General features: G+C 57.2%; 30 protein-coding genes. 17 read left to right on the plus strand and 13 right to left on the minus strand.

Translation table 11 applies throughout. The features are described 5' to 3' along the window. Positions 1-2 precede the first annotated feature (2 nt). The 7 genes from rplR (at position 3) to map (ending at position 4,828) form a co-directional block, all read left to right on the plus strand. A complete protein-coding gene (gene rplR / locus ACQQCD_RS00210; protein WP_430266380.1) occupies positions 3-389 on the plus strand; it encodes a 50S ribosomal protein L18 in 387 nt (128 codons plus the stop codon). 29 nt (positions 390-418) lie between these two features. Then, positions 419-1,099, plus strand: coding sequence for a 30S ribosomal protein S5 (rpsE, locus tag ACQQCD_RS00215; protein ID WP_430266381.1), 681 nt, complete (start codon positions 419-421; stop codon positions 1,097-1,099). A gap of 2 nt (positions 1,100-1,101) precedes the next feature. Then, a complete protein-coding gene (gene rpmD, locus ACQQCD_RS00220; RefSeq protein ID WP_430266382.1) occupies positions 1,102-1,308 on the plus strand; it encodes a 50S ribosomal protein L30 in 207 nt (68 codons plus the stop codon). Next, positions 1,309-1,803, plus strand: a complete 495-nt coding sequence (gene rplO / locus ACQQCD_RS00225; RefSeq protein ID WP_430266383.1) for a 50S ribosomal protein L15 — start codon at positions 1,309-1,311, stop codon at positions 1,801-1,803. Between the two features lie 186 nt (positions 1,804-1,989). Then, positions 1,990-3,300, plus strand: a complete 1,311-nt coding sequence (gene secY / locus ACQQCD_RS00230; protein ID WP_430266384.1) for a preprotein translocase subunit SecY — start codon at positions 1,990-1,992, stop codon at positions 3,298-3,300. Positions 3,301-3,305: 5 nt separating this feature from the next. After that, complete coding sequence (locus ACQQCD_RS00235; RefSeq protein ID WP_430266718.1) at positions 3,306-3,878, plus strand: adenylate kinase; 573 nt, start codon at positions 3,306-3,308, stop codon at positions 3,876-3,878. Positions 3,879-4,000: 122 nt separating this feature from the next. Then, positions 4,001-4,828, plus strand: coding sequence for a type I methionyl aminopeptidase (gene map / locus ACQQCD_RS00240; protein WP_430266385.1), 828 nt, complete (start codon positions 4,001-4,003; stop codon positions 4,826-4,828). Positions 4,829-5,045: 217 nt separating this feature from the next. Here map and ACQQCD_RS00245 read toward each other — a convergent pair whose 3' ends face one another. The 3 genes from ACQQCD_RS00245 to ACQQCD_RS00255 form a co-directional block, all read right to left on the minus strand. Then, on the minus strand, positions 5,046-6,392 hold the full coding sequence (locus ACQQCD_RS00245; RefSeq protein WP_430266386.1) for an ABC transporter substrate-binding protein: 1,347 nt from the start codon (positions 6,390-6,392) through the stop codon (positions 5,046-5,048). A 44-nt stretch (positions 6,393-6,436) separates the two neighbouring features. Continuing rightward, positions 6,437-7,255, minus strand: a complete 819-nt coding sequence (locus ACQQCD_RS00250; protein ID WP_430266387.1) for a carbohydrate ABC transporter permease — start codon at positions 7,253-7,255, stop codon at positions 6,437-6,439. Between the two features lie 119 nt (positions 7,256-7,374). Next, positions 7,375-8,253 carry a carbohydrate ABC transporter permease gene (locus ACQQCD_RS00255; RefSeq protein ID WP_430266719.1) on the minus strand — a complete coding sequence of 293 codons (879 nt, stop codon included), beginning with the start codon at positions 8,251-8,253 and terminating at the stop codon, positions 7,375-7,377. Positions 8,254-8,835: 582 nt separating this feature from the next. On the opposite strand from ACQQCD_RS00255, the gene infA reads away from it, so the two are divergent. From infA to truA, 7 genes are all read left to right on the plus strand, one after another. Continuing rightward, positions 8,836-9,057 (plus strand): translation initiation factor IF-1, encoded by a 222-nt coding sequence (gene infA / locus ACQQCD_RS00260; RefSeq protein ID WP_009358723.1) that lies wholly within the window; start codon positions 8,836-8,838, stop codon positions 9,055-9,057. A 72-nt stretch (positions 9,058-9,129) separates the two neighbouring features. After that, positions 9,130-9,243 (plus strand): 50S ribosomal protein L36, encoded by a 114-nt coding sequence (gene rpmJ / locus ACQQCD_RS00265; RefSeq protein WP_011775570.1) that lies wholly within the window; start codon positions 9,130-9,132, stop codon positions 9,241-9,243. A 185-nt stretch (positions 9,244-9,428) separates the two neighbouring features. Then, complete coding sequence (gene rpsM / locus ACQQCD_RS00270; protein WP_430266388.1) at positions 9,429-9,806, plus strand: 30S ribosomal protein S13; 378 nt, start codon at positions 9,429-9,431, stop codon at positions 9,804-9,806. A gap of 50 nt (positions 9,807-9,856) precedes the next feature. Continuing rightward, positions 9,857-10,258, plus strand: a complete 402-nt coding sequence (rpsK, locus tag ACQQCD_RS00275; RefSeq protein ID WP_430266389.1) for a 30S ribosomal protein S11 — start codon at positions 9,857-9,859, stop codon at positions 10,256-10,258. A gap of 149 nt (positions 10,259-10,407) precedes the next feature. Continuing rightward, on the plus strand, positions 10,408-11,418 hold the full coding sequence (locus ACQQCD_RS00280) for a DNA-directed RNA polymerase subunit alpha (protein ID WP_430266390.1): 1,011 nt from the start codon (positions 10,408-10,410) through the stop codon (positions 11,416-11,418). 65 nt (positions 11,419-11,483) lie between these two features. Then, on the plus strand, positions 11,484-12,194 hold the full coding sequence (gene rplQ, locus ACQQCD_RS00285; RefSeq protein ID WP_430266391.1) for a 50S ribosomal protein L17: 711 nt from the start codon (positions 11,484-11,486) through the stop codon (positions 12,192-12,194). A 31-nt stretch (positions 12,195-12,225) separates the two neighbouring features. Continuing rightward, positions 12,226-13,116: a tRNA pseudouridine(38-40) synthase TruA gene (truA, locus tag ACQQCD_RS00290; RefSeq protein ID WP_430266392.1), complete on the plus strand. Its 891-nt coding sequence runs from the start codon at positions 12,226-12,228 to the stop codon at positions 13,114-13,116. A gap of 67 nt (positions 13,117-13,183) precedes the next feature. Here the strand turns inward: truA and ACQQCD_RS00295 are convergent, their stop codons facing one another. The 9 genes from ACQQCD_RS00295 to ACQQCD_RS00335 all read right to left on the minus strand — a co-directional run bounded on the left by ACQQCD_RS00295 (position 13,184) and on the right by ACQQCD_RS00335 (position 21,181). After that, positions 13,184-14,059, minus strand: coding sequence for a type II secretion system F family protein (locus ACQQCD_RS00295; protein WP_430266393.1), 876 nt, complete (start codon positions 14,057-14,059; stop codon positions 13,184-13,186). A gap of 9 nt (positions 14,060-14,068) precedes the next feature. Then, positions 14,069-15,022 carry a type II secretion system F family protein gene (locus ACQQCD_RS00300; protein WP_430266394.1) on the minus strand — a complete coding sequence of 318 codons (954 nt, stop codon included), beginning with the start codon at positions 15,020-15,022 and terminating at the stop codon, positions 14,069-14,071. Continuing rightward, entirely contained in the window at positions 15,019-16,461 is a 1,443-nt protein-coding gene (locus ACQQCD_RS00305; RefSeq protein WP_430266395.1) for a CpaF family protein, read from the minus strand. Before ACQQCD_RS00305 ends, ACQQCD_RS00300 begins: the two co-directional genes overlap by 4 nt. Continuing rightward, positions 16,458-17,684, minus strand: coding sequence for an AAA family ATPase (locus tag ACQQCD_RS00310; RefSeq protein WP_430266396.1), 1,227 nt, complete (start codon positions 17,682-17,684; stop codon positions 16,458-16,460). The genes ACQQCD_RS00305 and ACQQCD_RS00310 overlap by 4 nt, the downstream gene beginning before the upstream one ends. Continuing rightward, on the minus strand, positions 17,681-18,451 hold the full coding sequence (cpaB, locus tag ACQQCD_RS00315) for a Flp pilus assembly protein CpaB (RefSeq protein WP_430266397.1): 771 nt from the start codon (positions 18,449-18,451) through the stop codon (positions 17,681-17,683). The genes ACQQCD_RS00310 and cpaB overlap by 4 nt, the downstream gene beginning before the upstream one ends. A 60-nt stretch (positions 18,452-18,511) precedes the next feature. Continuing rightward, on the minus strand, positions 18,512-19,537 hold the full coding sequence (locus ACQQCD_RS00320) for a TadE/TadG family type IV pilus assembly protein (RefSeq protein ID WP_430266398.1): 1,026 nt from the start codon (positions 19,535-19,537) through the stop codon (positions 18,512-18,514). Further along, positions 19,525-20,049 (minus strand): TadE family protein, encoded by a 525-nt coding sequence (locus ACQQCD_RS00325; protein WP_430266399.1) that lies wholly within the window; start codon positions 20,047-20,049, stop codon positions 19,525-19,527. The genes ACQQCD_RS00320 and ACQQCD_RS00325 overlap by 13 nt, the downstream gene beginning before the upstream one ends. Positions 20,050-20,074: 25 nt before the next feature. Continuing rightward, positions 20,075-20,296, minus strand: coding sequence for a Flp family type IVb pilin (locus ACQQCD_RS00330; protein WP_430266400.1), 222 nt, complete (start codon positions 20,294-20,296; stop codon positions 20,075-20,077). 225 nt (positions 20,297-20,521) lie between these two features. After that, positions 20,522-21,181, minus strand: coding sequence for a prepilin peptidase (locus tag ACQQCD_RS00335; protein WP_430266401.1), 660 nt, complete (start codon positions 21,179-21,181; stop codon positions 20,522-20,524). Positions 21,182-21,519: 338 nt separating this feature from the next. On the opposite strand from ACQQCD_RS00335, the gene rplM reads away from it, so the two are divergent. The 3 genes from rplM (at position 21,520) to glmM (ending at position 24,001) form a co-directional block, all read left to right on the plus strand. After that, positions 21,520-21,963 (plus strand): 50S ribosomal protein L13, encoded by a 444-nt coding sequence (gene rplM / locus ACQQCD_RS00340; RefSeq protein WP_430266720.1) that lies wholly within the window; start codon positions 21,520-21,522, stop codon positions 21,961-21,963. 38 nt (positions 21,964-22,001) lie between these two features. Then, a complete protein-coding gene (gene rpsI, locus ACQQCD_RS00345; protein ID WP_430266402.1) occupies positions 22,002-22,508 on the plus strand; it encodes a 30S ribosomal protein S9 in 507 nt (168 codons plus the stop codon). A gap of 131 nt (positions 22,509-22,639) precedes the next feature. Then, positions 22,640-24,001, plus strand: coding sequence for a phosphoglucosamine mutase (gene glmM, locus ACQQCD_RS00350; RefSeq protein ID WP_430266403.1), 1,362 nt, complete (start codon positions 22,640-22,642; stop codon positions 23,999-24,001). Between the two features lie 89 nt (positions 24,002-24,090). On the opposite strand, the gene mscL is transcribed toward glmM, so the two are convergent. Continuing rightward, complete coding sequence (gene mscL, locus ACQQCD_RS00355) at positions 24,091-24,477, minus strand: large conductance mechanosensitive channel protein MscL (RefSeq protein WP_430266404.1); 387 nt, start codon at positions 24,475-24,477, stop codon at positions 24,091-24,093. Position 24,478: the final 1 nt, after the last annotated feature.

Consider the following 24,478-nt stretch of genomic DNA (forward strand, 5'->3'; position numbering starts at 1 on the left):
CCATGGCCATCAGCATCAATAAGAAGCGCACTGCCAACAAGAGCAAGGCTGCGGCTCGTAACCGTCGCCAGCTCCGCATTCGCAAGCGCGTTGTAGGTACTGCGGTACGCCCCCGTTTGGTGGTAAACCGCTCTGCACGTCACGTATTCGTCCAGGTTGTCGATGACAGCAAGGGCCTGACCGTGGCTTCCGCCTCCACTTTGGAAGCAGATCTTCGTGCATTCGATGGAGACAAGACTGCCAAGGCTAAGCGCGTAGGCGAGCTCGTTGCAGAGCGCGCCAAGGCTGCTGGCATCGAGGCTGTTGTCTTCGACCGCGGTGGTAACAAGTACCACGGCCGTATCGCCGCCGTCGCAGATGGCGCACGTGAAGGTGGTCTGGCACTGTGACCGAAGCGAACAACGAAAAGGAAACTCAGGTGACTGAAGCTGCAGCAGCTGTTGCAACTGAGACCACTGACGCAGCAACCACCACCGATGACCGCCGCGGCGGCAAGCGTGGTGAGCGCGGCGAGCGTGGTCAGGGCCGCAACGACCGTGGTGGCCGTGGTGGCCGCGATGGTGGTCGCGATGCCGAGAAGAGCCAGTTCGTAGAGCGCGTTGTAACCATCAACCGCGTTGCCAAGGTCGTCAAGGGTGGTCGTCGCTTTAGCTTCACCGCTCTCGTCGTCGTTGGTGACGGTAACGGTATGGTCGGCGTTGGCTACGGCAAGGCTAAGGAAGTTCCGGCTGCTATCGCAAAGGGCGTTGAAGAGGCTAAGAAGTCCTTCTTCCGCGTTCCTCGCGTTGGTAGCACCATCCCGCACCGTGTGCAGGGTGAAGCTGCCGCAGGTGTTGTAATGCTGCGTCCGGCTTCCGCCGGTACCGGTGTTATCGCTGGTGGTCCGGTCCGTGCGGTATTGGAGTGCGTGGGTATCCACGACATCCTCTCCAAGTCGCTCGGTTCTTCCAACGCAATCAACATCGTTCACGCGACTGTTGACGCTCTGAAGCAGCTCGAAGAGCCCGCTTCCGTGGCAGCCCGCCGTGGCTTGCCGCTGGATGAGGTTGCTCCTGCTGCTCTGGTGCGCGCACTCCAGAACCAGAAGGCAGGTGCCTAGTAATGGCTAAGAACCTGACTCCCTCCGACGCACAGTTGGAGATCACTCAGATTAAGGGCGTCATTGGCGTCAAGGCGAACCAGCGCGAGACTCTTCGGTCCCTCGGCCTCAAGCGGATCGGACACACTGTTGTTCGCACCGCCGATGCCGTTACCGTTGGCATGCTCAACACGGTTCCGCACCTGGTAAAGGTAGAGGAGGCGAAGTAAATGGCAGAGAAGAAAACCGCTGACAAGGTCCAGGACGCTGCTGCTGAGAAGCAGAACGCTCTGAAGGTTCACCACCTGCGTCCCGCTCCTGGTGCCAAGACCGCCAAGACCCGTGTTGGTCGTGGTGAAGGTTCCAAGGGTAAGACTGCTGGCCGTGGTACCAAGGGTACGAAGGCTCGCTACCAGGTCAAGGCCGGCTTTGCCGGTGGCCAGCTGCCGTTGCACATGCGTCTTCCGAAGCTTCGCGGCTTCAAGAACCCGTTCCGCGTGGAATTCCAGGTTGTTAACCTGGACAAGCTCTCTGAGCTGTTCCCCGAGGGTGGCGCAGTAACAGTAGCCGACTTGGTTGCAAAGGGTGCAGTTCGCAAGAACCAGCCCGTCAAGGTGCTCGGCACCGGTGACATCACCGTCAAGGTTGACGTTACCGTCGACGCATTCTCGGCATCCGCTGCAGAGAAGATCGCAGCCGCGGGCGGAAGCACCACTGCTCTCTAACGAGATCCAGTGAAGCTTGACGCTTAGCAATGAACTCCCGGTGCATGGAATAACACTTCATGCACCGGGAGTTTTTGCCATTTTATGGGCACTCAATTACTGTGCCTGCCCGTGCACCCGTTAGACTCGGTTGTTGGGTTTGCTTGACCTACATCACATGACTTTATAAACAACTCAGGAGGACGCTTGCTAAGCGCATTTGGACGGGCCTTTCGTACGCCTGATCTGCGACGCAAGTTGTTGTTCACACTGGCAATCATCACTATCTTCCGCTTGGGTGCTTTTATCCCCTCGCCGGGTGTGAGCTACCAGAACGTTCAGCAATGCTTGAATAGCGGTCAGGCCCAAGGTGGTCTCCAGCAACTCGTCAACCTGTTCAGCGGCGGTGCACTCCTTCAGGTGTCCATCTTTGCGCTGGGCATCATGCCTTACATCACCTCGAGCATCATTGTTCAGTTGCTGCGCGTAGTGATTCCCCGCTTCCAAGAGTTGTATGAGGAAGGCGCTCAGGGGCAGACCAAACTGACCCAGTACACGCGTTACCTCACTATTGCATTGGGCCTTTTGAACGCCACAACATTGGTGTCCTTGGCACGTTCAGGTCAGTTATTGCAGGGCTGCCAGTTGCCGATCATTCCGGACAGCAGCATTGTGACAACCATCTTGCTGATCATCACCTTGACGGCCGGTACGGGCCTCATTATGTGGATGGGTGAATTGGTCACTGAAAAGGGCGTCGGCAACGGCATGTCCTTGATGATCTTCACATCCATCGCAGCCGGCTTCTTCCCGTCCATGAACTCGATCCTGACGTCCAAGGGTTGGGGCACCTTCTTGATCGTTATCGCCGTCGGTCTTTTGACCGTGGCGCTGGTGGTTTTTGTGGAGCAGTCGCAACGGCGAGTCCCCGTCCAGTACGCCAAGCGTATGGTGGGCCGCCGCACCGTGGGTGGAACCAGCACGTATATCCCCATCAAGGTGAACATGGCCGGTGTTATCCCGGTGATCTTTGCTTCGTCGATGTTGTACCTGCCGGCACTGCTGGCTCAGTTCAACACCCCGCGTGACGGTAGCGCTATGCCGGGCTGGGTTGAATGGATCAACAACAACCTCACGCGCGGCGATCACCCGATCTACATGCTCATCTACTTCCTGATGATCATCTTCTTCACATACTTCTACGTCTCGATCACCTTCAACCCTGAAGAGGTCAGCGACAACATGAAGAAGTATGGTGGATTTATCCCGGGTATCCGGGCCGGTAAGCCGACTGCAGACTACTTGCAGTACGTGCTGTCCCGGATCACCTTGCCCGGTGCTTTGTACTTGGGTTTGGTGGCGTTGATTCCGTTGATTGCGCTGGTGTTAGTTGGCGCTAATCAGAACTTCCCGTTTGGTGGTACTTCCATCTTGATCATGGTTGGTGTGGGACTCGAGACGGTGAAGCAGATTGACGCACAGCTTCAACAACGGCACTACGAAGGGCTTTTGCGATGACGAGAATGCTGATCATTGGACCTCCCGGTTCGGGTAAGGGAACTCAAGCCGAGCGGATTTCCGGTCGCCTTGGAATTGTTGCCATTTCCACGGGAGACATTTTCCGCGCCAATGTTAAGGGCGAGACGCCTTTGGGGCTTGAAGCGAAGAAGTACATGGATGCTGGTGACTTTGTCCCGGACTCCGTGACCAACAAGATGGTTCGCGATCGTCTGAGCCAAGATGATGTGGAAGTTGGCTTCTTGCTCGACGGTTACCCGCGGACCACCGCCCAGGTGGATGAGCTAGATGACATTCTGGCCAGCAGCGAACAAAAGCTCGACGTCGTTTTGCAACTGACGGCCGACGACGAGGAACTCGTTAAGCGCCTTTTGGGCCGTGCCATTGAGACTGGCCGAAGTGACGACAACGAGACAGTGATCCGTCACCGTTTGGACCTCTACCACGAGCAGACCGAGGCTGTTGTCGGCAAATACGCTGACCGTGGCATTTTGACTCAGGTTGACGGTATCGGCGGCATAGACGAGGTCACCGATCGTGTGATGGCAGCCATCAAGTCAGCCACCGATAGCAAGTAGTACTTCTGAGAGCTCTCAGATGATTGACCTCCGGGCCGGGCGCTGCGAAAGCAGTTAGCTCGGCCCGAGCCGCTTGTGCGGCACATCAGTAAGAACACAGCACACCGAATAAAGGGAAGTACATGGCCTTCAGCCAGCCGCGCGTTGAATTCAAAACCGATGAGCAGATGCACTTGATGCAGGAAGCTGGGCTACTGCTCAGTCGTGCTCTGGATGCTGCGGTGGCCGCGGCGGTCCCGGGGGCTACCACGGATGACTTGGACCGGGTATTCGCGGAGGTAGTGGACGCTGCTGGCGCTCAATACAACTTCTTGAACTACCACGGCTACCCCAAACACATTTGTGCTTCAGTGAATGAAGAAGTGGTCCATGGCATCCCGGGCCCGCGTGTGCTGCAGGATGGAGACATTATCTCCATTGACGGCGGTTGCATCGTTAAGGGCTGGAATGCCGATTCTGCTCGCACCGTTTTGGTGGGCACTGTGGACCCGGAGGATCAGCGCTTGTCTGATGTCACTGAGGAAGCCATGTGGCGGGGGATCGCCGCCCTGGCAAAAGCTAAGTTTGTGGGGGAGATTGGCGACGCCATTGACGATTACGTTTCATCAGTTCCCGGCAAAAAACTGGGCATTCTTGAAGACTACGTTGGTCACGGCATTGGAACCGAAATGCATATGGCCCCCGACGTTTTGAATTACCGCAGCCGGCACCGTGGGCCCAAGGTGCGTCCGGGAATGTGCTTAGCCATTGAGCCGATGCTGGTCCGCGGTGACATTGAAACGGCTGTCCTTGAAGACGATTGGACAGTTGTAACAACTGATGGTTCGCGGGCGAGCCAATGGGAGCACTCGGTTGCAGTGCACAGTAAGGGGATCTGGGTTCTCACGGCGCCCGACGGCGGCGCAGCGCGACTGGAGCCGCTCGGCGTCGTACCCGTTCCGATTCCCTAACCACCCGCGGAACTGCCCCTAGCACCGAACGCTAGCAACGAACGCTAGCAACGAACGCTAGCAACGAACGTTAGTAACGACTCGCCGTAACGCTGCTAGTAATACTGCTAGTAACACTTCAAGTAACACTCCACAACGCAAACTGACCAGCAGTTGTGACTGTCCCAAGCTGGGAACAGCCACAACTGCTGGTCAGTTGAGTTAAGCCGCTAGGAACTTACGCTTTGAGCTTGGGCTTAACATCCTTGGTGTAGATGCCTTCAAGCGTGGATTTGAGGGTCTTCATGGCTTCCTTGACGTCGCCCTTTTGGGTCAGGATTGACGCTGCAGCCTTAGCCATTTCCTGATCAGCGCCCGGCAAGAAGACGCGTGCGTTGTCCTGAACGCGGGTCACGGCCAGCTGGTCCATCGCCGTTTTGATTTGTGGGGTTTTGGCCAGAACAGCAGTCATGTCAGCGGAGGTGCGGGTTGGCATGTAGCCGGTTGCTGCCGAGAAAGCAGCAGTGTTTTCCGGTTCGGTCATAAACTTCAAGAACATACCGGCTGCAAGCTGCTCTTCCTTGCTTACGCCGCTGGGGATACCCAAACCTGCTCCGCCGGTGGGGCAAACGCCTGTGGTTTCTTTGGAGCCGCCGGGCAAAAAGCCCACACCAACGTTGAAGCTCGCAGACTTCAATATGCCGATGAGGGAACCGGTGGAAGACAACGTTGCCGAGGCAATGCCAGCAGCGAAGTCATCAGCAGATTCCTTCGAAGAAACGCCTGCCCAACCGTCCTTGTACACGGAATCTTGAGCCCACTGCAGCGCAGCAACCGAAGCGTCAGAGTCGCACGTGATGTCCCAATCTTTGGACCATCCGCCGCCTTCGCCCCACAGGTTGTTCTGCAGAGTCCAACCAGCGTAGCCAGCCAGCGCCGGGTACATAAATGCGTACTGGGCCTTAGAAGCGGCCTTGAGCTTTGGCGCCCACTCAGCGAATTCTTGCCAGGTCTTCGGTGCGCGGTCCGGCAAGCCAGCAGCCTTGAAGTGGTCTTTGTTGTAGTAAAACAACGGTGTTGAGCGGCCGTAGGGGAGCGCCCACTGCTTTGAGTCGTATTTGTAGTCGTCCACTAGGGACTTACGGAAATCATCAACTTTGACGTCCAGCTGCTTGATGAGAGAGTCCAAGGAAATGATGTTCTGGTTCATGTAGTAACGGAACCACCACACGTCGGAGAGGACCACAAGAGCAGGCAAGCCGCTCTTGGCAGCCTGAGCCGTCTGGAACTTCTGCGCAATCTCTTCGTAGTTGGAACCGGCAGTGACCAAGTTGACCTTGATTGTGGGGTTGGCCGCCTCGAACTTGGCGATGATTTCCTTCTCAACATCCTGGGACTTGCCCGGGTGGTTGGACCAGAAGTCGATGGACGTTGCCGGCTTCACGCCAGAAAAGTCTACTTCCTGGGTTGACGCCGAGGAGTTGTTGGAGGCAGTGGAGGGGCCACCACACGCGGAGATAGCAGCGGCTCCGGCGCCAGCGCCGGCTAAGGAAAGGAAGAGCCGGCGGTCAAGATTGAGGGACATGATGAACCTTTCAGAGGGAGTGGTGTTATTTGAAGGGAGTTAGCTCAGCCGGTGACTGAACCTTGAGTGAGACCCGCGACGATGTATCGCTGGAGCATGGCAAAAATAATCAAAATCGGAATAATCACCAGGACGGCGCCGGCCATAAGAATTCCCCAGCCAGAACCGTTGCCTTCGGAGTTCTGCAGGAGCGTTAGGCCCACTGGCAAAGTCATTGCCTCGGGTTTGTCAGTGATGATGAGTGGCCAGATGTAGTCATTCCACTCGCTGACCACGGTGACCAGACCCACGGTGGCGATGGAGGGAACTGACACCGGAACTACCACTTGCCACAAACGACGCCAGTGCCCAGCGCCGTCGATCTCTGCAGCCTCAAGAATGGATCCGGGCAGAGTCATAAAGTGTTGGCGAAGCAAGAACGTACCGAAGGCAGTTCCCAGTCCGGGCAGGATGATGCCCCAGAGAGTGTTTTTGCCGCCCATACCCGCGATCAGCAGGTAATTGGGAAGGATGGACACTTGGGCCGGAACCATCAGGGCCACAAGAATCAAAACAAACATCACGTTTTTGAAGGGGAATCGCACAAACACCAACGCATAGGCGGTGAGGATAGCGAGGACCACTTTGATGGTGGATCCCACAGCCGTGACGATCACTGAGTTAGCAAAGAACTGCCCAAACGGAACAGTGGTCATAGCCACTGTGTAGTTTTCCGGGTTCAGAGTCTGCGGCAGGACTTTCAAATCTAGGGTGACAATCTCGCCCGGCTGTTTGAAGGAACTTAAGATCATCCACAGCAAGGGAAGGAAAACCACCATTGTGGCCAGGATCAGTGGCACATATCCGCCCACAATGGTCTGCACAAGATTACTGCGAGTAAAAACGCGTTGTGGCTCAGTTGTGCTATTTCGATGCCCCTTCCTAGGACGGTCACGTTTTGGAAAGGACGACGCCGGGAGGTCAGTCAGTGAATCGGTGCGGCTCACGCGTAATGCACCTTCCGTTCAACGAAGCGAAGTTGCAAGACAGTGATGATTAGCAGGATCACAAAGAGAATGACCGATACGGCGGCCGAATAGCCGGCACGGTTGTACGCGCCGAAGGCTTGAAGGTAAGCCTCATAAATCAGCGTGCTGGTGCCGTTGCCCAAGGGGGTCATAATCCGGATCAGGTCAAAGGCCTGAAGAGAACTGATCATGGTGGTGATCAGCAAAAAGAACGTAGTGGGGGAGAGGAGTGGAAGGCTCACGCTCCAGAACCGCCGGAAACCGCCAGCGCCGTCGATGGCCGCTGCCTCCATTACGTCCTTGGGTAGGGACTGCAGTCCGGCCAGGTAAACCACCGCGCAATAGCCCAGGTTCTTCCAGATATAGACAATGATCACCATCAGCAATGAGAGCTGGGGATCATTGATCCACTCCGGGCTCTGCTGGCCTAAGCCACGCAGAATCCAGGCGAGAACGCCGTAACCGGGATCAAAGATAAAAAGCCACACAAGTCCAACGCCCACCCCGGAAAGAACGTAGGGCGCAAAAACAGCGGACCGGGCGAAGGTGGTGCCGCGTACTTTGGAATTGAGCGCCAACGCCACGAGCAACCCCAGCACCATTGACCCGCCCACGGTAGCGAGGGTGAATATCCCGGTGGTGCCCAGAACGCGGGGCGCGTCCGAACTCGTGAAGAACGTTATGTAGTTCCCCAGGCCGACCACTGTGGCGTTGGCCGAACCTAAGGTCCAGTCCAACGTTGAGTAGTAGATGTTGTTGAACAACGGCAAATAAGTGAAGACAGCAATCAATGCAAGGTTGGGGAACGCGAACGCCAAGAAAGTCCAGAAGTCTCTTCGACTGCGCGCACTCATACCGCGCTGCTTGAGTTGGTGAGGTTGCTTGGGCGTGCCCTGCGTGTTGGCGGTGCTTAGTTTCGTGGACCGCCGGACCTTGCCGGCCCGGCCTGGCGAAACACCAGCCGCCTCGGGCGCAAGGCTGCCCCGAGGCTGGGTGAGGGATTCGTTGTGGCTCATGTAGGTCTCTATCTGATTTCTCTGGCGCCGGTGGATGCTTAGCTTTAGCGGGAGCCGAAGGGAGTGACTCGCCTGATTCTCGGCACCAGGTTCTAGGCCACTTCACCACAAGCACGGAGCGCATTTGAGCCGTTTTGGGCCCCTAAAGCATTTATTCGACGAGCTTTTGTTAGGCGTTTACGCGTTGTTTCACTCAGCGACGGCCCAGGTTTGACCAAGACTTCCGCCGAGCCAAGTGCGTGCGTTCTGAGGAACCATGGGCTAACATGTGCCGATTTAACTTCCGAAGGGAAATGACGTAGAGTTATTTGTTGGTTGTCTGCCCTGCCGTGCCCTAGTGCCGGTGGAAAGAGAACTAAAACCCAAAAATGTTCACGGTGTGATTCGAATGCGTCGTGACAACAACAGTTAGCGGAGGATATGGCCAAGAAGGACGGGGTCATTGAGATCGAGGGCGTTGTGACAGAGGCTCTTCCCAATGCGATGTTTCGCGTTGAGTTGACCAACAAGCACATCGTTCTGGCACACATCTCAGGAAAAATGCGTCAGCACTACATCAGGATCCTCCCAGAGGACCGCGTGGTGGTGGAGCTCAGCCCGTACGACCTCACTCGAGGCCGTATTGTCTACCGCTACAAATAAACCGCTGAAAGCCTGAGGCGAATTTCACCGACGGCCACCTCAGTACTCACTGCAAACACGCAAAGGAATGCCATGAAGGTCAAGCCGAGCGTCAAGCAGATCTGCGACAAGTGCAAAGTGATCCGCCGTAATGGCCGGGTCATGGTGATCTGCGAGAACCCGCGCCACAAGCAGCGTCAGGGCTAATTCCCTTAGGGAATTACCCTCCAGGAAACTGGACTGCTTAACCCACGCAAGTAAATAAAGGCAGCACAAGCTGAATTGGGACGTATTGAGCCCGGACAGCTAACCCCCGGTCGGAGGCTGGGGCCGCACTGAAAGTGCGGGTGTACTGCCTACGACCTCCGGTTTATACAAGGAGCACTGCCACTATGGCTCGTCTCGCTGGCGTAGACATTCCCCGCGAAAAGCGGTTGGAAATTGCGCTTACATACATCTACGGCGTGGGCAAGACCCGTGCACACGAAACCCTGGCTGCCACCGGCATCAGCGCTGACGTCCGCGTTAAGGACCTCACCGACGCCGAGCTGGTTCAGCTGCGTGACTACATTGAAGGCAACTACAAGGTTGAGGGTGACCTTCGCCGCGAAGTAGCTGCAGATATCCGCCGCAAGGTTGAAATCGGTAGCTACGAAGGCCTGCGTCACCGCAAGGGCCTGCCAGTACGCGGACAGCGTACCAAGACCAACGCTCGTACCCGCAAGGGCCCGAAGCGGACCGTCGCCGGCAAGAAGAAGGCTACTCGCTAAGTCCTTCCGGACTAACGAAGCTTTCCCCATAACTTTCTGTAGGAGAAGAAATGCCCCCGAAGACTCGTGGCGCGGTTCGCAAGCCGCGTAAGAAGGACAAGAAGAATATCGCGCTTGGCCAGGCGCACATCAAGAGCACCTTTAACAACACCATCGTGTCCATCACGGACCCCACTGGTGCTGTCATCTCATGGGCATCCGCCGGTGAAGTTGGCTTCAAGGGCTCGCGTAAGTCCACTCCGTTCGCCGCACAGCAGGCCGCAGAGTCCGCTGCAAAGCGCGCTCAGGAGCACGGTTTGCGCAAGGTTGACGTATTCGTAAAGGGTCCGGGCTCAGGCCGCGAGACCGCCATCCGCGCACTGCAGGCTGCTGGCCTGGAGGTTGGCTCCATTCAGGACGTCACCCCCAGCGCTCACAACGGCTGCCGTCCGCCGAAGCGCCGCCGCGTCTAATTGTTAATAGCCACCAGCGATGGTGCGTGAGGAGTATTACTCCCACGCACCATTAGCTGGCTAGGCTGGAAACGATTGGTACGGACCGACGTCGATTTCCACCACCTGTGTTGCGTCATATAGCGGATGCTCGCCGAAAGGAAACCTAAGTGCTCATTGCACAGCGCCCCACCCTCTCAGAAGAGGTAGTCTCCGAGAACCGTTCACGGTTCGTCATTGAACCGCTTGAGCCTGGCTTCGGCTACACTCTCGGAAACTCCCTCCGCCGTACCCTGCTCTCCTCCATTCCCGGTGCTGCTGTAACCAGCATCCGGATTGATGGTGTGTTGCACGAATTCACCACCGTTCCCGGTGTAAAGGAAGATGTCACTGAGATCATCCTGAACATCAAGAGCCTTTCGGTGTCTTCTGAGCACGATGAGCCGGTTGTTGCTTACCTGCGCAAGCAGGGCCCCGGAGTCGTCACCGCCGCGGACATTGCTCCTCCGGCCGGTGTTGAATTCCACAACCCGGATCTGCACATTGCCACGCTTAATTCGAAGGGCAAGTTCGAACTCGAACTGACCATCGAACGCGGCCGTGGTTACGTTTCGGCAGCTCAGAATAAATCAGGCGAGTCCGAGATCGGCCGTATTCCGGTTGACTCGATCTACTCACCCGTGATGAAGGTGACCTTCCGCGTGGAGGCCACCCGTGTTGAGCAGCGCACTGACTTCGACAAGCTCATTGTCGACGTGGAAACCAAAGCAGCCATCACCCCGCGTGATGCTGTGGCTTCCGCCGGCACCACCTTGGTGGAGCTGTTCGGTCTGGCACGCGAGCTGAACACCGCAGCTGAAGGTATTGAGATTGGCCCGTCGCCTACGGACGCTGCTTTGGCCGCTGACATGGCTCTGCCGATCGAGGATCTGGACCTTACGGTTCGTTCCTACAATTGCCTCAAGCGTGAGGGCATCCACTCCGTGGGTGAACTCGTTGCTCGCTCCGAGGCAGACCTGATGGACATCCGTAACTTCGGTGCGAAGTCCATTGACGAGGTCAAGGCAAAGCTGGTTGAACTGGGTCTGTCCCTCAAGGACTCCCCTCCCGGTTTTGATCTTGCAGCCCGTGCCGCAGCCATTGAAGAGGACGACGCCGCTTTCGGCGACGACGAACTCTAAACAGCAGATTCCGGCTGCCGATTCGCTGAGCGATTCGGCTGGCCATTCCAACAGGAGAAATAACTATGCCTACCCCCACTAAGGGTCCGCGCCTCGGAGGCGGAGCGGCTCACGAGCGTTTGATGCTCGCGAACCTGTCCGCAGCGCTCTTTGAGCACAAGCGGATTACCACCACCTTGACCAAGGCCAAGCGCCTCAAGCCGTACGCAGAGCGTCTCGTGACGTTCGCAAAGCGCGGGGACTTGTCCTCACGCCGTCGTGTGCTTGCTTTGATCAGCAACAAGGGCATTGTCCACGAGCTGTTCACCGACATTGCCCAGGCAGTGGAGAACCGCGACGGTGGCTACACCCGCATCACCAAGATCGGTAACCGTAAGGGCGACAACGCTCCTATGGCCGTGATTGAACTCGTTCTCGAGCCGCTTTCCGCTAAGCAGTCCGTTGTTGCCGAGGCCAGCACTGCTGCTGCCAAGGCTGCCCCGGCCGCTGAGGAAGCTGTTGTTGCCGAGTCCTCTGAGGTTGAAGCTGTTGAGGCTGATGCTGCAGAGTCCACCGAAGCTAAGTACGCTGGCTCCAAGCCTGCTACCGAGGACAACGTTGCTCCTGAGGGCTACGAGGTCAAGGGCAACGAGGACTCCATGAAGTTCCACGTTCCCGGCTCACGCTGGTACGACGCTACTGTTGCCGAAGTTTGGTTTGACTCAGCTGAGTCCGCCGCAGCTGCTGGCTTTGCGCCTGCAGGTGGCGAAGCCGCTCAGGCAGTAGAAGCAGAGTAATCTGCCTCTTCGTCCGCAGTAGTATTCGTTGATGAACGAGCTCAAACCCGCCACCCCCACTTTTGGGGGTGGCGGGTTTTTGCGTGTCCGCTTAGATTTGGCGTACGACGGCGGCCCTTTCAGCGGGTGGGCCACTCAACCGGGGCTGGTAACGGTTCAAGGCAGCCTCGAGGAGGCACTTGCGTTGATGTTGCGACGCCGGGTACGGGTCACGGTTGCTGGCCGTACCGACGCCGGAGTACACGCGAGTGGGCAAGTGGCCCACATCGATCTCACCCCGGAGGAATGGGGTTCGCTGCCTCGCGGGAATGAACTCGCGCCGGGGGAGGCGTTGCGCCGCCGCTTGGATGGCGCCCTCAACCGGGTTCTGGGCGACGACCATTCGGCACTGGTCATCCGTAAAAGCGAATTGGCTGATCCTGGTTTTGATGCGCGCTTTTCAGCCTTGTGGCGCCGCTACAGCTATCGCATTGTTGACCTGCCTCAGTACCGGGACCCGTTGAGCCGGACAGTGACCTTGTGGCACAAGCACGCCTTGGACGTTGAGGCCATGAATGCTGGTGCCAGAACGCTTTTGGGTCTCCAAGATTTCCGGGCGTTTTGTAAACCCCGCGAAGGCGCAACCACCATCCGGGAACTTCAGCGCTTTGAGTTCACACGAGGCCAAGACGGTGTCATCACCGTGGCAGTTCAAGCCGATGCGTTCTGCCACAACATGGTCCGTGCACTCGTTGGATCTACGCTGCGGGTAGGAGACGGCCGGGAAAAGCCTGAGTGGCTGTACGCTCGTTTGCAGGCTGGTATTCGGGACGCAAAGTCAGTTCTCGCTGCCCCACACCCTTTGGTCCTAGAAGAGGTTGCCTACCCCGGGCCGGAGGAACTCGCCGCCCGCGCAGAACTGACGCGAGCCCGCCGGGCGTAGTTTCGGATGACATAACGGATCCCCCCGGCTCTGGGTGCCGAGGGGATCCTGACTGGGGGCCGCGCTGCTAGGAGAACGCGGCAATTATGTTCATCACTGCAGGGCCCAGCAGGATGATGAACAGTGTGGGGAAAATACAGAAGATGAGCGGGAAGAGAATTTTCACCGGGATTTTCATGGCGTGTTCCTCAGCCCGTTGACGACGTTTGATTCTCAACTCGTGCGCCTGAATCTTGAGGACCTTCGCAATCGGTACGCCGTAGGTATCGGCCTGGATAATAGCCCGGATAAAACTGCGCAGTTCCGGCACCTGAACTCGTTCAGCCATGGCCTGGTAGGCCTCTTTGCGCGACCGCCCCACCTGAATGTCCTGAAGCGTTCGGATGAGTTCCTCAGCTAGTGGCCCATCACCATTTTGCCCTGCCCGTCCCATGGCTGCTTCGAATCCCAAACCTGCTTGGACGGAAATGAGCATCTGGTCCAGAGAATTGGGGAGCTCCTTTTGAATGGCAGCCCGGCGTTTCTCTGCCTGGCTTCGCAATAGCAAATCAGGGGCGAAGAAACCGAAGGCTAGGGATCCTATAAAGATCAAAAAGCGTATGGGCGAAGGACTGGCGAGTAACACCATCAGCCCAAGCGCGCCCAGAACCAGGGCAAGAAGAGGTTTGACTGAAATAAGCCGCTCGAGCGGCCAGTCTTTAGGCCGTCCTGCAGCCGCCAGCTGCCGGTCAAGCCAAGCTTCGTAGCTTTTGGGTGTGAGCTGCCGGGAGAAAGTTGTCCAACTTTCGCCCAATGCAGGCTTGTCGGATTGAACTCTCTCACGCAAACCTAGGTTGCTTTGAATATTGCGGATCCCGGCGCGGTCTGGGCTCAACACAAGCCAAACCATCACGGAGATGGGAACTACTATTGCCAGCATTGCGCCGAGGGCTATGGGTGACATGAGGTCCTCCTAATACTTCGGCTTGATCAGACGGCTGAGCCAAAAACCGCCGATTGCTAGCATGATGGCCGCAACGATCAACATCAGCAGCCCAGGGAGGGTAGTGGTGAAGGTGACTGCGTAGCTTGGATTGATAAACAACAACGCGACGAACAAAACAATAGGAAGGGCCATAAGGACTATTGCCGACATCCTGCCCTCGGCACTGAGTGCTTGGACTTGGCGTTGGATCTGGTTCCGGTCACGGATGGTCTCTGCAAGGTGGTCCAGCACTTCAGCGAGCTCACCGCCTACTTCGCGGTGAATTTCAATGGCTTGCGCCACCCAGTCGAAGTCCTCGCTACCCGTTCGTTTGGCGACGTCCTGCATCGATTCGTTGAGCGCACGGCCAATGCGGACCTCGTTAACGATTCTGCTTAGCTCTTGGCTCATGGGCGCTTCGCCTTCGGCCGCAGCTGCATCGATGGCACGCAAAAGGCTGTGCCCGGCGCGCATACTTCCGGTGAACATTTGTAGAGTGTCAGGTAGTTGGTCTGCGAAGGCCTTTTGACGCTTGGCGGTAGTTATGGCCAACCACAACAGCATGCCACCGGGGAAGGCAACTAGCAGGACAATGGCGAGCGCCAGGCCGCTGAGGATGTACCCAATCAGCCCTCCAAGGACTGCACCGGCTGCCATCATGAGAAGGAAGTCGGCGGGCTGCATTTTCAGCCCGGCCCGCTCCATCTTCTCCCGGTCCACCGGGGCGCTTGTTCCTGTTTTGAGCCGCCTGTTAATCAGTCCCACGGCCGAGTCTGTCAGCCGGGTCAGGCCAGATACTGTATTGACCTGGTCTGGACGCCGCCGTGTCAAAGGTATGACTCTGGTCGGTTGGAAAACCACCGTAAATAAGAGCACCAATGCTGCGAAGACCAATATGATCCCCACAACGAGCATGCTCACCGGAAGCTCGGTGGTATTCATCGGTGGCCCCTGACGACTGGCGCACCAAATACTTGTGGTGAAACGTGGATTCCTAGTTCTTCAAATCGGTCAGTGAATCGGGGACGGACACCGGTGGGAACCGCGTGACCTAGGAAACGTCCGGTCAGATCAATGCCGGCAGCGTAGTCGAAGACAAAGGCGTCCTGGAGGGTGACAGTGTCCCCTTCCATGCCTTGAACCTCAGTGACATGGGTAATGCGCCGTGTCCCGTCTCGAAGTCTGGAAATGTGCACAATGAGGTTCACTGCCGAGGCAACTTGTTCGCGGATGGCCCTGAGCGGCAAGTCCATGCCGGACATCAGTACTAGGGTTTCCAAACGGGCAATGGCGTCACGCGGCGAGTTGGCGTGAACCGTGGAAAGTGACCCATCATGGCCGGTGTTCATAGCTTGGAGCATGTCTAAGCTTTCACCACCGCGGACTTCACCCACCACAATCCGGTCTGGCCGCATACGGAGCGAGTTACGGACCAGGTCACGGATGGAGATTTCGCCGCGGCCCTCAATGTTGGGTGGCCGGCTTTCCAGACGCACCACATGATCTTGTTGGAGTTGAAGCTCCACCGCGTCCTCAATGGTGATGATGCGGTCGGTTGCAGGGATAAAGGAGGAGAGCACGTTGAGCATGGTCGTTTTGCCGGTACCGGTACCTCCGGAGACGATGATGTTCATCCTTGCCAGCACACAGGCCTTGAGCAGCTCGGCGATTTCCGGTGACATACTTCCGAACTCGATGAGCTTCTGAACCGTCAGTGCTTCACGGGCGAACTTGCGGATGGTGAGGGCTGCACCGTTGAGCGCTAAGGGCGGGATAATTGCGTTCACACGTGAGCCGTCGGCCAAACGCGCATCAACCAACGGGGACGACTCGTCAATACGCCGGCCTACACGGGAGACCACACGCTCAATCACCCGGCGCAAGGCATCTTCGCTGGCGAACTTTGTGTCAGTTTTGATGAGCTTGCCTTGGCGTTCAACGTAGATTTGATCAGCGCTGTTGACCATAATTTCCGTGACACTTGGGTCATCGAGATAACGTTGGATGGGCCCGTGGCCTAGGACATCGTCAATGATTTCGCGGATGAGCCGTTGGCGCTCGCCGCCTGAGAGTGGAACTTGTTCCTCATCCACCACGGCTTTGAGCTCGTCCTTGACGAACTTATGGAGTTCAACTTCGTCCAGGGACGAATCGGTGATTCGGGAACCGAGCCGCTCGTACAGCGCTTCACTGGCGCGTTCCTTGAGCCCGTTGAGTGCCTCACTCGCCGCAGACGCCGTCGGAGTTTCTGTCTTGACTTCCACAGCGGATTGTTCAGCTGCGTGCGCAGTAGCAATGGTTCCCAAAGTAGTGGCCGTGGCCGGGGGCGCGAGCACCTCTGGGCCCGAATTTTTTGCGGCAAGTCGGTGTGAGAGGTTCATTGCATAACCGCCCTTCGGTGTAGCCGCTTGTGGGGGCGGGCTTCCCAATTTGGTTTGAAACGCTCCACCAATTGACGGAGTGCTTTCGCTGCAGGGTCGCGCCGGCCCTCTTGAAGGACTGGCACACCTTTGTTGGTGGCGAAGGGCATGGTGCGTGTTCGTGGGATCACCACGTCCACGGGAGAACCGATCGTCGCTTCGATGTCTTGAATGGAGATCCCGGATTTCCGGTCCGCCATATTGAGTACTACGTGCCGTTCCTCGGGAAGCAGATCCAGTTCAGCGAGCACGTTGAATCCGGTGCGCAAGCCACGAACGCTGGGGATGTCCATTCCGCACACCCATACGGCATCGGTGGCTTCCTCAAGGGTTGCCAGGACGTGTTCACCCAAGCCCGGGGCGGTGTCTACCACCACGTACTGGAACTCTTGGCGAAGTTGCTTGAGCAGATGGGTGATGTGCGCGGCAGTGATGTTGTCCATCTCGATCGGATTCCGCGGTGCGCACAGCGCGTAGATGTTGCTGGGGTGCAGGGAAAGGTAGGTTTTCAGGACCATTGAGTCTTGACTGCCTGCGCCAGCCACTGCATCAGTGATGGTGTATTCGGGATCGATCAATAGCCCGCTGGCAACGTCACCAAATTGCAGGTCCAAGTCAACGATCACCACACTCATGGGTGCAATCCCGCCCAAACCAACTGCCAGGTTGGTGGCAATGGTTGTTTTGCCTACCCCACCTTTGGGTGACATCACTGCGATCACGCGACCGCCGTCGGCGTTTGGTCCTTCTCCTGCGGATGGTGCCAAACCACGACGCCGACCTGCCGCCGCGAGTGCGGCGCGTTCCACCGTTGCACGGATGGTCTCTGTGTCAGCGCCCGGAGTAAGGATGTCCCGGATGCCGGAGCGCATGGCTTGAAGTGAGAGTTCATCCTGCTCAGTCGCAACCAGAAGCAGGGCGATGTCCGGGTACTGAAGGTCCATCGCAGCGGCGAACTTGAGTGTCTCATCCAGTGGCAGTCCTGGACCAAAAATTAGCACTTCCGGTGGTTCGCCACCTTTTTGACTGTATTGCTGGCTGCCTTGTTCGCCCAAGATCTCCTCGGGGCTTTGTGGAAGGTAGTCGGCTTCAAAGTGGGCCAGCATTCCACGCATGGGATTGGTGGCTAGGCGGACCCGGTGGGCAAAGTCCTTGTCTGGTGTGATGAGGAGGAAGCGGCTCATTTCAGCACCTTGGTGGAGTCCACCACACCGCTAGAGTCTTCCACTGAAGCAGAGGTTTCCTTGGAGAAATACACTTTTCCAAACTCGACGGCGTAGACGATCCGTTGGGCGTCTGCTGCGCTGACGGCAATGGTCATCAGGTAGGTGTCATTGGCGGACGAGCTTGAGGACTTGCTGGAACTAAGTGCGCCACCGCCGCTGGACTGTTGAGCCTCGCCCTGCGTTTGGGCAGCCTGCCCGCTGCTGTACTGGACTGCCGTTACAAGCACCTTGTGGAAGGTGAGCTGTGTGCGATCCGGGGTGGTGTCAGTTTTGGGGATGGAGAGGAAAACCCCAGCCGTATCACCGGCTTGGATTCGGCCACCTGCTACACGGTCAATAGGCAGCCGGATGCTGACTTCCTGTTTTCCGGCGGGCACTTCTACCCGCGCAGGGCCAAGATAAGCGGTGGAATCCACTAACCGGCTGCTGATGAGCTGTTCGCCCTGGAGCAGTTCAACGGAGGTGACTTTGGTGCCAATGTCGCTCAGGCTGGTCAGAGTCTCAGCTGCTACGGCGGACTTAGGGAGCGACTTGCTCTCTAGGTACTCAGAGAGTTTACTGGCGGGAGTTCCGGCCGGAATGTCGGTCTTGACCACCAGAACTTCTTCGGTCTCCGTGTTACCGAGGGCACGCTTGTCAGCGCCCTGGACGTAATTGAAGAGAATGATGGTTCCAATGATTGCCACAACAAGTGCGGCGATGCCTCCCAGTAGGCGTGTTTTCACGAGATTCCCCTTAGAAAATCCTTATATTTTGTTGATGAGGCGAAGGGCTAGTGCCGTCCGCTATTTGATGAGTTTCACTTCTGTGGTGCCAAAGTCCTGGCCGGGCGCCGGGTTACTTGAGGGGGCGTCATCGGTGGTGACGTATTTGATGAACTGTCCGATGATGCAGCGATCGCCACCACCCGAACACGAGAGGTTGGAATTGCCGGTGGCTGCGGTAGTGTTCCGGAATTCGTAAACATCGTTGTTACCGAATTTCCAGCCCAGAATCCTAAAGGTGGCGTAGCCGAGGACGTGAAAGACTGCGCCACTTCCGCTACCCGATGCAGTGTCGTAAACGGGAAACGTAACTTTGACGTCTTGACCTGCGTTAAGCGTGTTGATCCAGCCTTGGAGGATGGTTGCGCATTGGGCGGGTTTGTCGTTACCAGGATCGGTCCTGGCAATGTTGCCCGTAGTGGTGACCGCGTAGCAGTCCGCATCAGGGTCACTGAGCCAGCCCCAACCGCCGGGCACTACATGCCCCGAAGCATTGGTGCAGGTGGTCCCAGGTTTCCATGAGATTTTCTGTACTACTCCTGCGGCCACAGCGGAGCTGAGATCCCAGCACTTATTTGAGAAAGCGAGTGGGAAGGCGCCACCACCACTTGGTGGAAAAAGGCCTGCGCTGGCACTCGCACCTACTGAGACAGCTGGCACGTTGAGCGCGCTAGCAAAGAGTTTGGTGAGGGTTGAGCCGTTGTCGGCGCCGTTTTTGGTGGTTGTTTTCACGGTGACTTGGCCAGCGACGCTGGTGGTGTCCACTGAGCTGACGGTGCTCTTTCCGTCGAGTGAATTGGCATCTGCAAGCGGATCTGCGAGGGAAGTGTCGCACGCTGAGGCTGCACAACTTTGGGCAACGGCTAGCGCGCCGGAGTCTGCGGCGTTCTGGAGTTGGGCACGTTCCGAATAAATCTGGCCTACGTCAACGGCAATGGCTCCAACCCCGATCAGAACGAGCATCATCAATGCAACGAGGACACCTGAGACGCCTTGTTCGCCGCGCTCGCGTAATACCCAGGAGACTCGTTTGATTAGCCGCCGCATCGCATGGCTCCTACTCCGGTAGCTGTGAAGGTACTTGCGAAGGAGATGTTTCCGCCCTGGATGTTGAGCGAGAAGCCGGTGGGGGAGTTTGCTACATGTTGCACCGTGACCTTCACGGTTTTATTGCTGGCGGAACAGGCCCCAGAGGTGAGTGTAAAGTCGCCAGCTGTCAGTCCTGCCCCCGGTGCGCCGTTGATGCCAGCCGTGGTGGCTTTGCCCCAGTCCTTGGAGATGGAGTACTCGCGGGCTGCTTCCCGTGCGGCCTGTGTGGTGGAGATCTGTGCGTTGTATTGGTAAGCGAATTCCACAATGCCGGCGATCAAAGCAAGCAGTAGCGGCGCTACTAGCGCAAACTCGACTGCGACAGCACCAAGTTCTTTATGACTGTGGTGTTTGTGCCGGAGTTCTTTGTGCCGGGAAGGCTGGGTTTTGAGCTTCAACGAATCCCCCAGGGATAGTGATAGCCGGATAAAAAGAAGGTGTGCCGCTCCCGCACGTGGCGGGTGCGGCACACCGAGAAGGGTTTAGGGCGAAGAATCAGGGCGTGGTCGTGGGCGTCTTCCAACCTGTAACTATGCCGCCGAGGGCTTTGAACCAGTCGTTTAAGGCTCCGCCGAAGGCGCCAACGCCAATAACGAGAACGAGTGCAATCAATCCAACCAGCAGCGAGTATTCCGTGGCGGTCGCGCCCTTTTCGGAAGAAACCTTTTCCTTCACGCCGGCAACAAAAGCGAGCATGGAGACCATAAGAGTGTTCATTGGAGTGTCCTTAAAAGATGTGAATGAAAGAAGAACGAAACAAGGAGGATGACATTCACGAATTCCCCAGGGCCCCCATTCGAAGCCGCTGGAACTTCGTTGAGATAAGGAATACACGCCAATTTGGTTGGTTAACAACGCGTAGTTGTACTCGTTTTTTGCCCCTCAAAACTGGTTAACTACTTGTTTTGAGGATTTAAGTACTTAGTTTTGTGGCAGCTCAACCTAGACGGCAGCTGACCCGGGGAGAAAAAACACCAGCAAAAGGGTTGCTGCAAACATGGCCGGCCCAAACGGTAGCTCGCTCGTTTTTTCCACCTTTTTCGCTGCCACAAGGACCACAGATACCAGCGCGTGCAGCACAAAAGCTAAGGCTGCGCCAAGAAATAGCTGGCTCCAACCCACGTAGCCCAGTACCAAACCCAAAGGTGCCGCGAGCTTTACATCCCCCATACCCAGTCCGGCGGGAGTAATAAGCGCCAGTAGTAGGTAGACCCCAAAAAACACCAGACCACCGAGCATCATCCGAAGCATGGTGCCACCGCCTGGGCCGGCGATTGGCGCAAAAGCCAAGGTCAACGCCAGCGCCGGGATGAGTGGCAACACCAGAACGTTGGGCAGTAACTGGTATTGCAGGTCTATCCGGGAGAGTAGTACGGCGGCGAAAGCCAACAATAGAACTGGTGCCAGAAACCAGGTCCCACCCACGCGGAGGGTCAGGGCGCCGAAGAGCAGCGCGGTGAGTATCGCCGTCGTACTTTGAAGAATGCGCTGCGAGAAGCCTTGCCAAGCTACCAATCTCACGCGCGGCATAAAACGGGCCACGAGGATCTCGGCTGCCCAGTTCAAACCACCACCGAGTACCACTAGAAGTAAGAGGCGCATGGTGGCTCCGATGTCTCAGGCGGTGCTAAAAAAGTGCACAGAGCATTCGCCTCAGGCGGCTGCCAGCGGCGTGTATCTTCGCATACTACTTCCTGCTTTTGACCGATGGCCTCTTGGCGCGCTATTCTAGATAGTCGTTGTGCGTGTCCTAACTCGTTGATGCGCGCCCGCTCGGAGACCCGGTTGCAGGGTCATATATTCGAAGGGCGTTTTCGAGACTGGGGATTACTGGTTACATAGAGCCCTCACCTCTGTTCCGGTCGCGCATAGAAACATTGGTGCATGCTATTGCTTGCCGCCGAACACAAGAACGCCAGAACAAGAACGAGGCAAAAACCGTGCGTACGTACACCCCGAAGCCCGGCGACATCAATCGCCAGTGGCACGTCATTGACGCCACAGACGTTGTCCTTGGTCGTCTTGCCAGCCAGACCGCAACACTGCTGCGCGGAAAGCACAAGCCGACCTTTGCGTCCCACATGGACATGGGCGACTTCGTCATCATCATCAACGCTGAAAAGGTCGCTTTGACCGGCGCCAAGCTGGAGCAGAAGCGCGCATACCGCCACTCCGGTTTCCCGGGCGGTCTGACCAGCGTTAACTACGCAGAGCTGCTGGAACAGAACCCGGTACGCGCTGTTGAGAAGGCAATCAAAGGCATGCTGCCCAAGAACTCCTTGGCTGCACAGCAGTTGACCAAGCTGAAGGTATACCGGGGTGCAGAGCACCCCCACGCCGCTCAGCAGCCTAAGACTTTTGAAATCACCCAGGTCGCCCAGTAGTCCTGGCCACCAACAAACTTTTTATTACAAGGAGAATCGTGGCTCAGAACGAAGAACTGACCACCGAGGCCGTTGAGGCCGAGGAAAACCTGACCAGCTACACCTCTGAAAGCTCTGCCGTAGACGCAGCGCCGAAGAAGGAGCGTCCGGCTTTGACTGTTGCAGGCGCAGCAGTTGGCCGCCGCAAGCAGGCCATTGCACGTGTTCGCGTTGTACCGGGTTCCGGTAAGTGGATTGTCAACGGCCGCGAGCTGGACAACTACTTCCCGAACAAGCTGCACCAGCAGGAAGTCAACGAGCCTTTCCGCATCCTGGATCTCGAAGGCGCCTACGACGTCATCGCACGCATCCACGGTGGTGGCCCTTCCGGCCAGGCTGGCGCATTGCGCTTGGGTGTTGCTCGCTCCCTCAACGGGATCGACGAAGAGAACAACCGCGCAACGCTCAAGAAGGCTGGCTTCTTGACCCGCGACGCTCGTGTTATCGAGCGTAAGAAGGCTGGTCTCAAGAAGGCACGTAAGGCTCAGCAGTACTCCAAGCGTTAATTTCGCTTTAGAACGATCCATTCGTTCTTCAATAGGTTCCTCTTACCAACTGGTAGGGGGAGCCTATTGGCGTTTAAGGGCATGAGGTTTTCCGTCCAGCGCTGGCCAATGCGTCGTCTAGACTAGATCCGATGTCTAGATTATTTGGAACAGACGGGGTCCGGGGCCTGGCCAATGGACTATTAACCGCAGAGCTATCCATGCAGCTTGCCCAGGCCGCCGCCGTTGTACTGGGGCACGAACGGAGTAACGGAACGCGTCCGCGCGCCGTGGTTGCCCGTGACCCACGCGCGAGTGGTGAGTTCATCTCAGCTGCCGTCGAAGCAGGACTTGCAAGTTCTGGCATTGACGTGTTTGACGCTGGCGTTCTGCCTACGCCAGCCGCGGCCTACCTGATTGCAGATCTGGAAGCTGACTTTGGTGTGATGATTTCCGCTTCACACAACCCTGCACCGGATAACGGAATTAAGTTCTTTGCCCGTGGTGGTCAGAAACTCCCCGATGAGGTGGAAGACGCTATTGAGGCTCAAATGAAGCTGGGACCACAGCGTCCCATCGGCGGTGAAGTAGGCCGTATCCAGCGCTTTGCTGATGCCGAAGACCGTTACATTGTTCATTTGCTGAGCACCCTCCCGCACCGTTTGGACGGACTGAAAGTAGTTCTGGACTGCGCCCACGGTGCTGCCAGCGGTTGTTCACCGCAGCTTTTCACCAACGCTGGTGCTGAGGTTGTGGTGATTGGCGCTGAGCCCGACGGCCTGAACATAAACGACGGCGTGGGCTCCACTCACTTGGGCCCGCTGAAGGAAGCCGTGCTGGCGCATGGTGCAGATTTGGGCATTGCGCACGACGGCGATGCTGACCGCTGCCTGGCAGTGGACCACGAGGGCAATGAGATTGATGGCGACCAGATTATGGCCATCCTCGCTGTTGCGCTCAAGGATGCTGGCCTGTTGCGCGACAACGTCCTCGTAGCCACAGTGATGTCCAACTTGGGCCTTAAGCTTGCCCTGCGCGACGCCGGCATCAGCGTTCGTGAAACCGGGGTGGGGGACCGCTACGTTCTTGAAGGTATGCGCGAGGGCAACTACAGCTTGGGTGGTGAGCAGTCCGGCCACGTTATCTTCGCCGACTACGCCACCACCGGCGACGGCCTGTTGACCGGCCTGCAGTTGGCCGCACAGGTTGCCAAAACCGGACGCACCCTCAAGCAGCTTGGCACCGTGATGAACAAGCTCCCGCAGTTGATGATCAACGTCAAGGGCGTGGACAAGGCACGTGCTGGCAAGGATGAGGGCGTAGCTGAGGCTGTAAGGCTCGCAGAGCAAGAGCTTGGTGAGACTGGCCGCGTTCTGTTGCGTCCGTCCGGTACAGAGGCTCTGGTGCGCGTGATGGTTGAGGCCGCAGACATGGAAACTGCTGAGCGTGTGTGCAAGCGCCTAGCCGCAGTGGTTGAAGAGCGCTTGGCTTTTGAACCTGAGACTGCCGCTTAGATTGGTTTTCCCCGTGAGGGGGAAGCAGTAGAGAAAAAACTAGGGCCCCACCAGTTGGTGGGGCCCTAGTTGCTGTGCTGTGAAATCGATTAGCGCTTCAGGGAATCGCGGATTTCGGTCAGCAGTGCGATCTGAGGATCGACCTCTGCTTCTGCTTCCGTGATACCGAGCTTGCGGTTGCGACGCTCGATCATCTTGTTCATCGGCAAAACAACGGCGAAGTAGATCGCTGCAGCAACCAAGAGGAAGCTAACAATTGCGGTCAACAGAACACCGAACTTGATCTGGTTACCGTTGATGGTGACCAGTGCGAAGCTGTCGAAGTTGGGGGACCCAACCAAGGCAGCGATAAGCGGCATAAGTACGTTTTCAACCAAGGAAGTAATTACTTTTCCGAAGGCTGCACCCATGACGACGGCTACGGCAAGGTCTACGACGTTGCCCTTCAATATGAAATCTTTGAATCCACTCAACATG

The organism is Pseudarthrobacter sp. J1763 (genome assembly GCF_050490295.1).
GTDB lineage: Bacteria > Actinomycetota > Actinomycetes > Actinomycetales > Micrococcaceae > JBNPEO01.

Bases quoted from the DNA above. Each gene is read 5' to 3' on its own strand.
- rplQ (WP_430266391.1), top strand. From the start codon at position 11,484: ATGCCTACCCCCACTAAGGGTCCGCGCCTCGGAGGCGGAGCGGCTCAC.
- rpsK (WP_430266389.1), top strand. From the start codon at position 9,857: ATGCCCCCGAAGACTCGTGGCGCGGTTCGCAAGCCGCGTAAGAAGGAC.
- map (WP_430266385.1), top strand. From the start codon at position 4,001: ATGGCCTTCAGCCAGCCGCGCGTTGAATTCAAAACCGATGAGCAGATG.
- ACQQCD_RS00335 (WP_430266401.1), bottom strand. From the start codon at position 21,181: ATGCGCCTCTTACTTCTAGTGGTACTCGGTGGTGGTTTGAACTGGGCA.
- ACQQCD_RS00330 (WP_430266400.1), bottom strand. From the start codon at position 20,296: ATGAACACTCTTATGGTCTCCATGCTCGCTTTTGTTGCCGGCGTGAAG.
- ACQQCD_RS00245 (WP_430266386.1), bottom strand. From the start codon at position 6,392: ATGTCCCTCAATCTTGACCGCCGGCTCTTCCTTTCCTTAGCCGGCGCT.
- rplO (WP_430266383.1), top strand. From the start codon at position 1,309: ATGGCAGAGAAGAAAACCGCTGACAAGGTCCAGGACGCTGCTGCTGAG.
- rpmD (WP_430266382.1), top strand. From the start codon at position 1,102: ATGGCTAAGAACCTGACTCCCTCCGACGCACAGTTGGAGATCACTCAG.
- ACQQCD_RS00295 (WP_430266393.1), bottom strand. From the start codon at position 14,059: ATGTCACCCATAGCCCTCGGCGCAATGCTGGCAATAGTAGTTCCCATC.
- rpmJ (WP_011775570.1), top strand. From the start codon at position 9,130: ATGAAGGTCAAGCCGAGCGTCAAGCAGATCTGCGACAAGTGCAAAGTG.
- ACQQCD_RS00310 (WP_430266396.1), bottom strand. From the start codon at position 17,684: ATGAGCCGCTTCCTCCTCATCACACCAGACAAGGACTTTGCCCACCGG.
- infA (WP_009358723.1), top strand. From the start codon at position 8,836: ATGGCCAAGAAGGACGGGGTCATTGAGATCGAGGGCGTTGTGACAGAG.
- rpsM (WP_430266388.1), top strand. From the start codon at position 9,429: ATGGCTCGTCTCGCTGGCGTAGACATTCCCCGCGAAAAGCGGTTGGAA.
- ACQQCD_RS00320 (WP_430266398.1), bottom strand. From the start codon at position 19,537: ATGCGGCGGCTAATCAAACGAGTCTCCTGGGTATTACGCGAGCGCGGC.
- ACQQCD_RS00235 (WP_430266718.1), top strand. From the start codon at position 3,306: ATGCTGATCATTGGACCTCCCGGTTCGGGTAAGGGAACTCAAGCCGAG.
- rplR (WP_430266380.1), top strand. From the start codon at position 3: ATGGCCATCAGCATCAATAAGAAGCGCACTGCCAACAAGAGCAAGGCT.
- ACQQCD_RS00305 (WP_430266395.1), bottom strand. From the start codon at position 16,461: ATGAACCTCTCACACCGACTTGCCGCAAAAAATTCGGGCCCAGAGGTG.
- ACQQCD_RS00300 (WP_430266394.1), bottom strand. From the start codon at position 15,022: ATGAATACCACCGAGCTTCCGGTGAGCATGCTCGTTGTGGGGATCATA.
- mscL (WP_430266404.1), bottom strand. From the start codon at position 24,477: ATGTTGAGTGGATTCAAAGATTTCATATTGAAGGGCAACGTCGTAGAC.
- truA (WP_430266392.1), top strand. From the start codon at position 12,226: ATGAACGAGCTCAAACCCGCCACCCCCACTTTTGGGGGTGGCGGGTTT.
- ACQQCD_RS00255 (WP_430266719.1), bottom strand. From the start codon at position 8,253: ATGAGTGCGCGCAGTCGAAGAGACTTCTGGACTTTCTTGGCGTTCGCG.
- glmM (WP_430266403.1), top strand. From the start codon at position 22,640: ATGTCTAGATTATTTGGAACAGACGGGGTCCGGGGCCTGGCCAATGGA.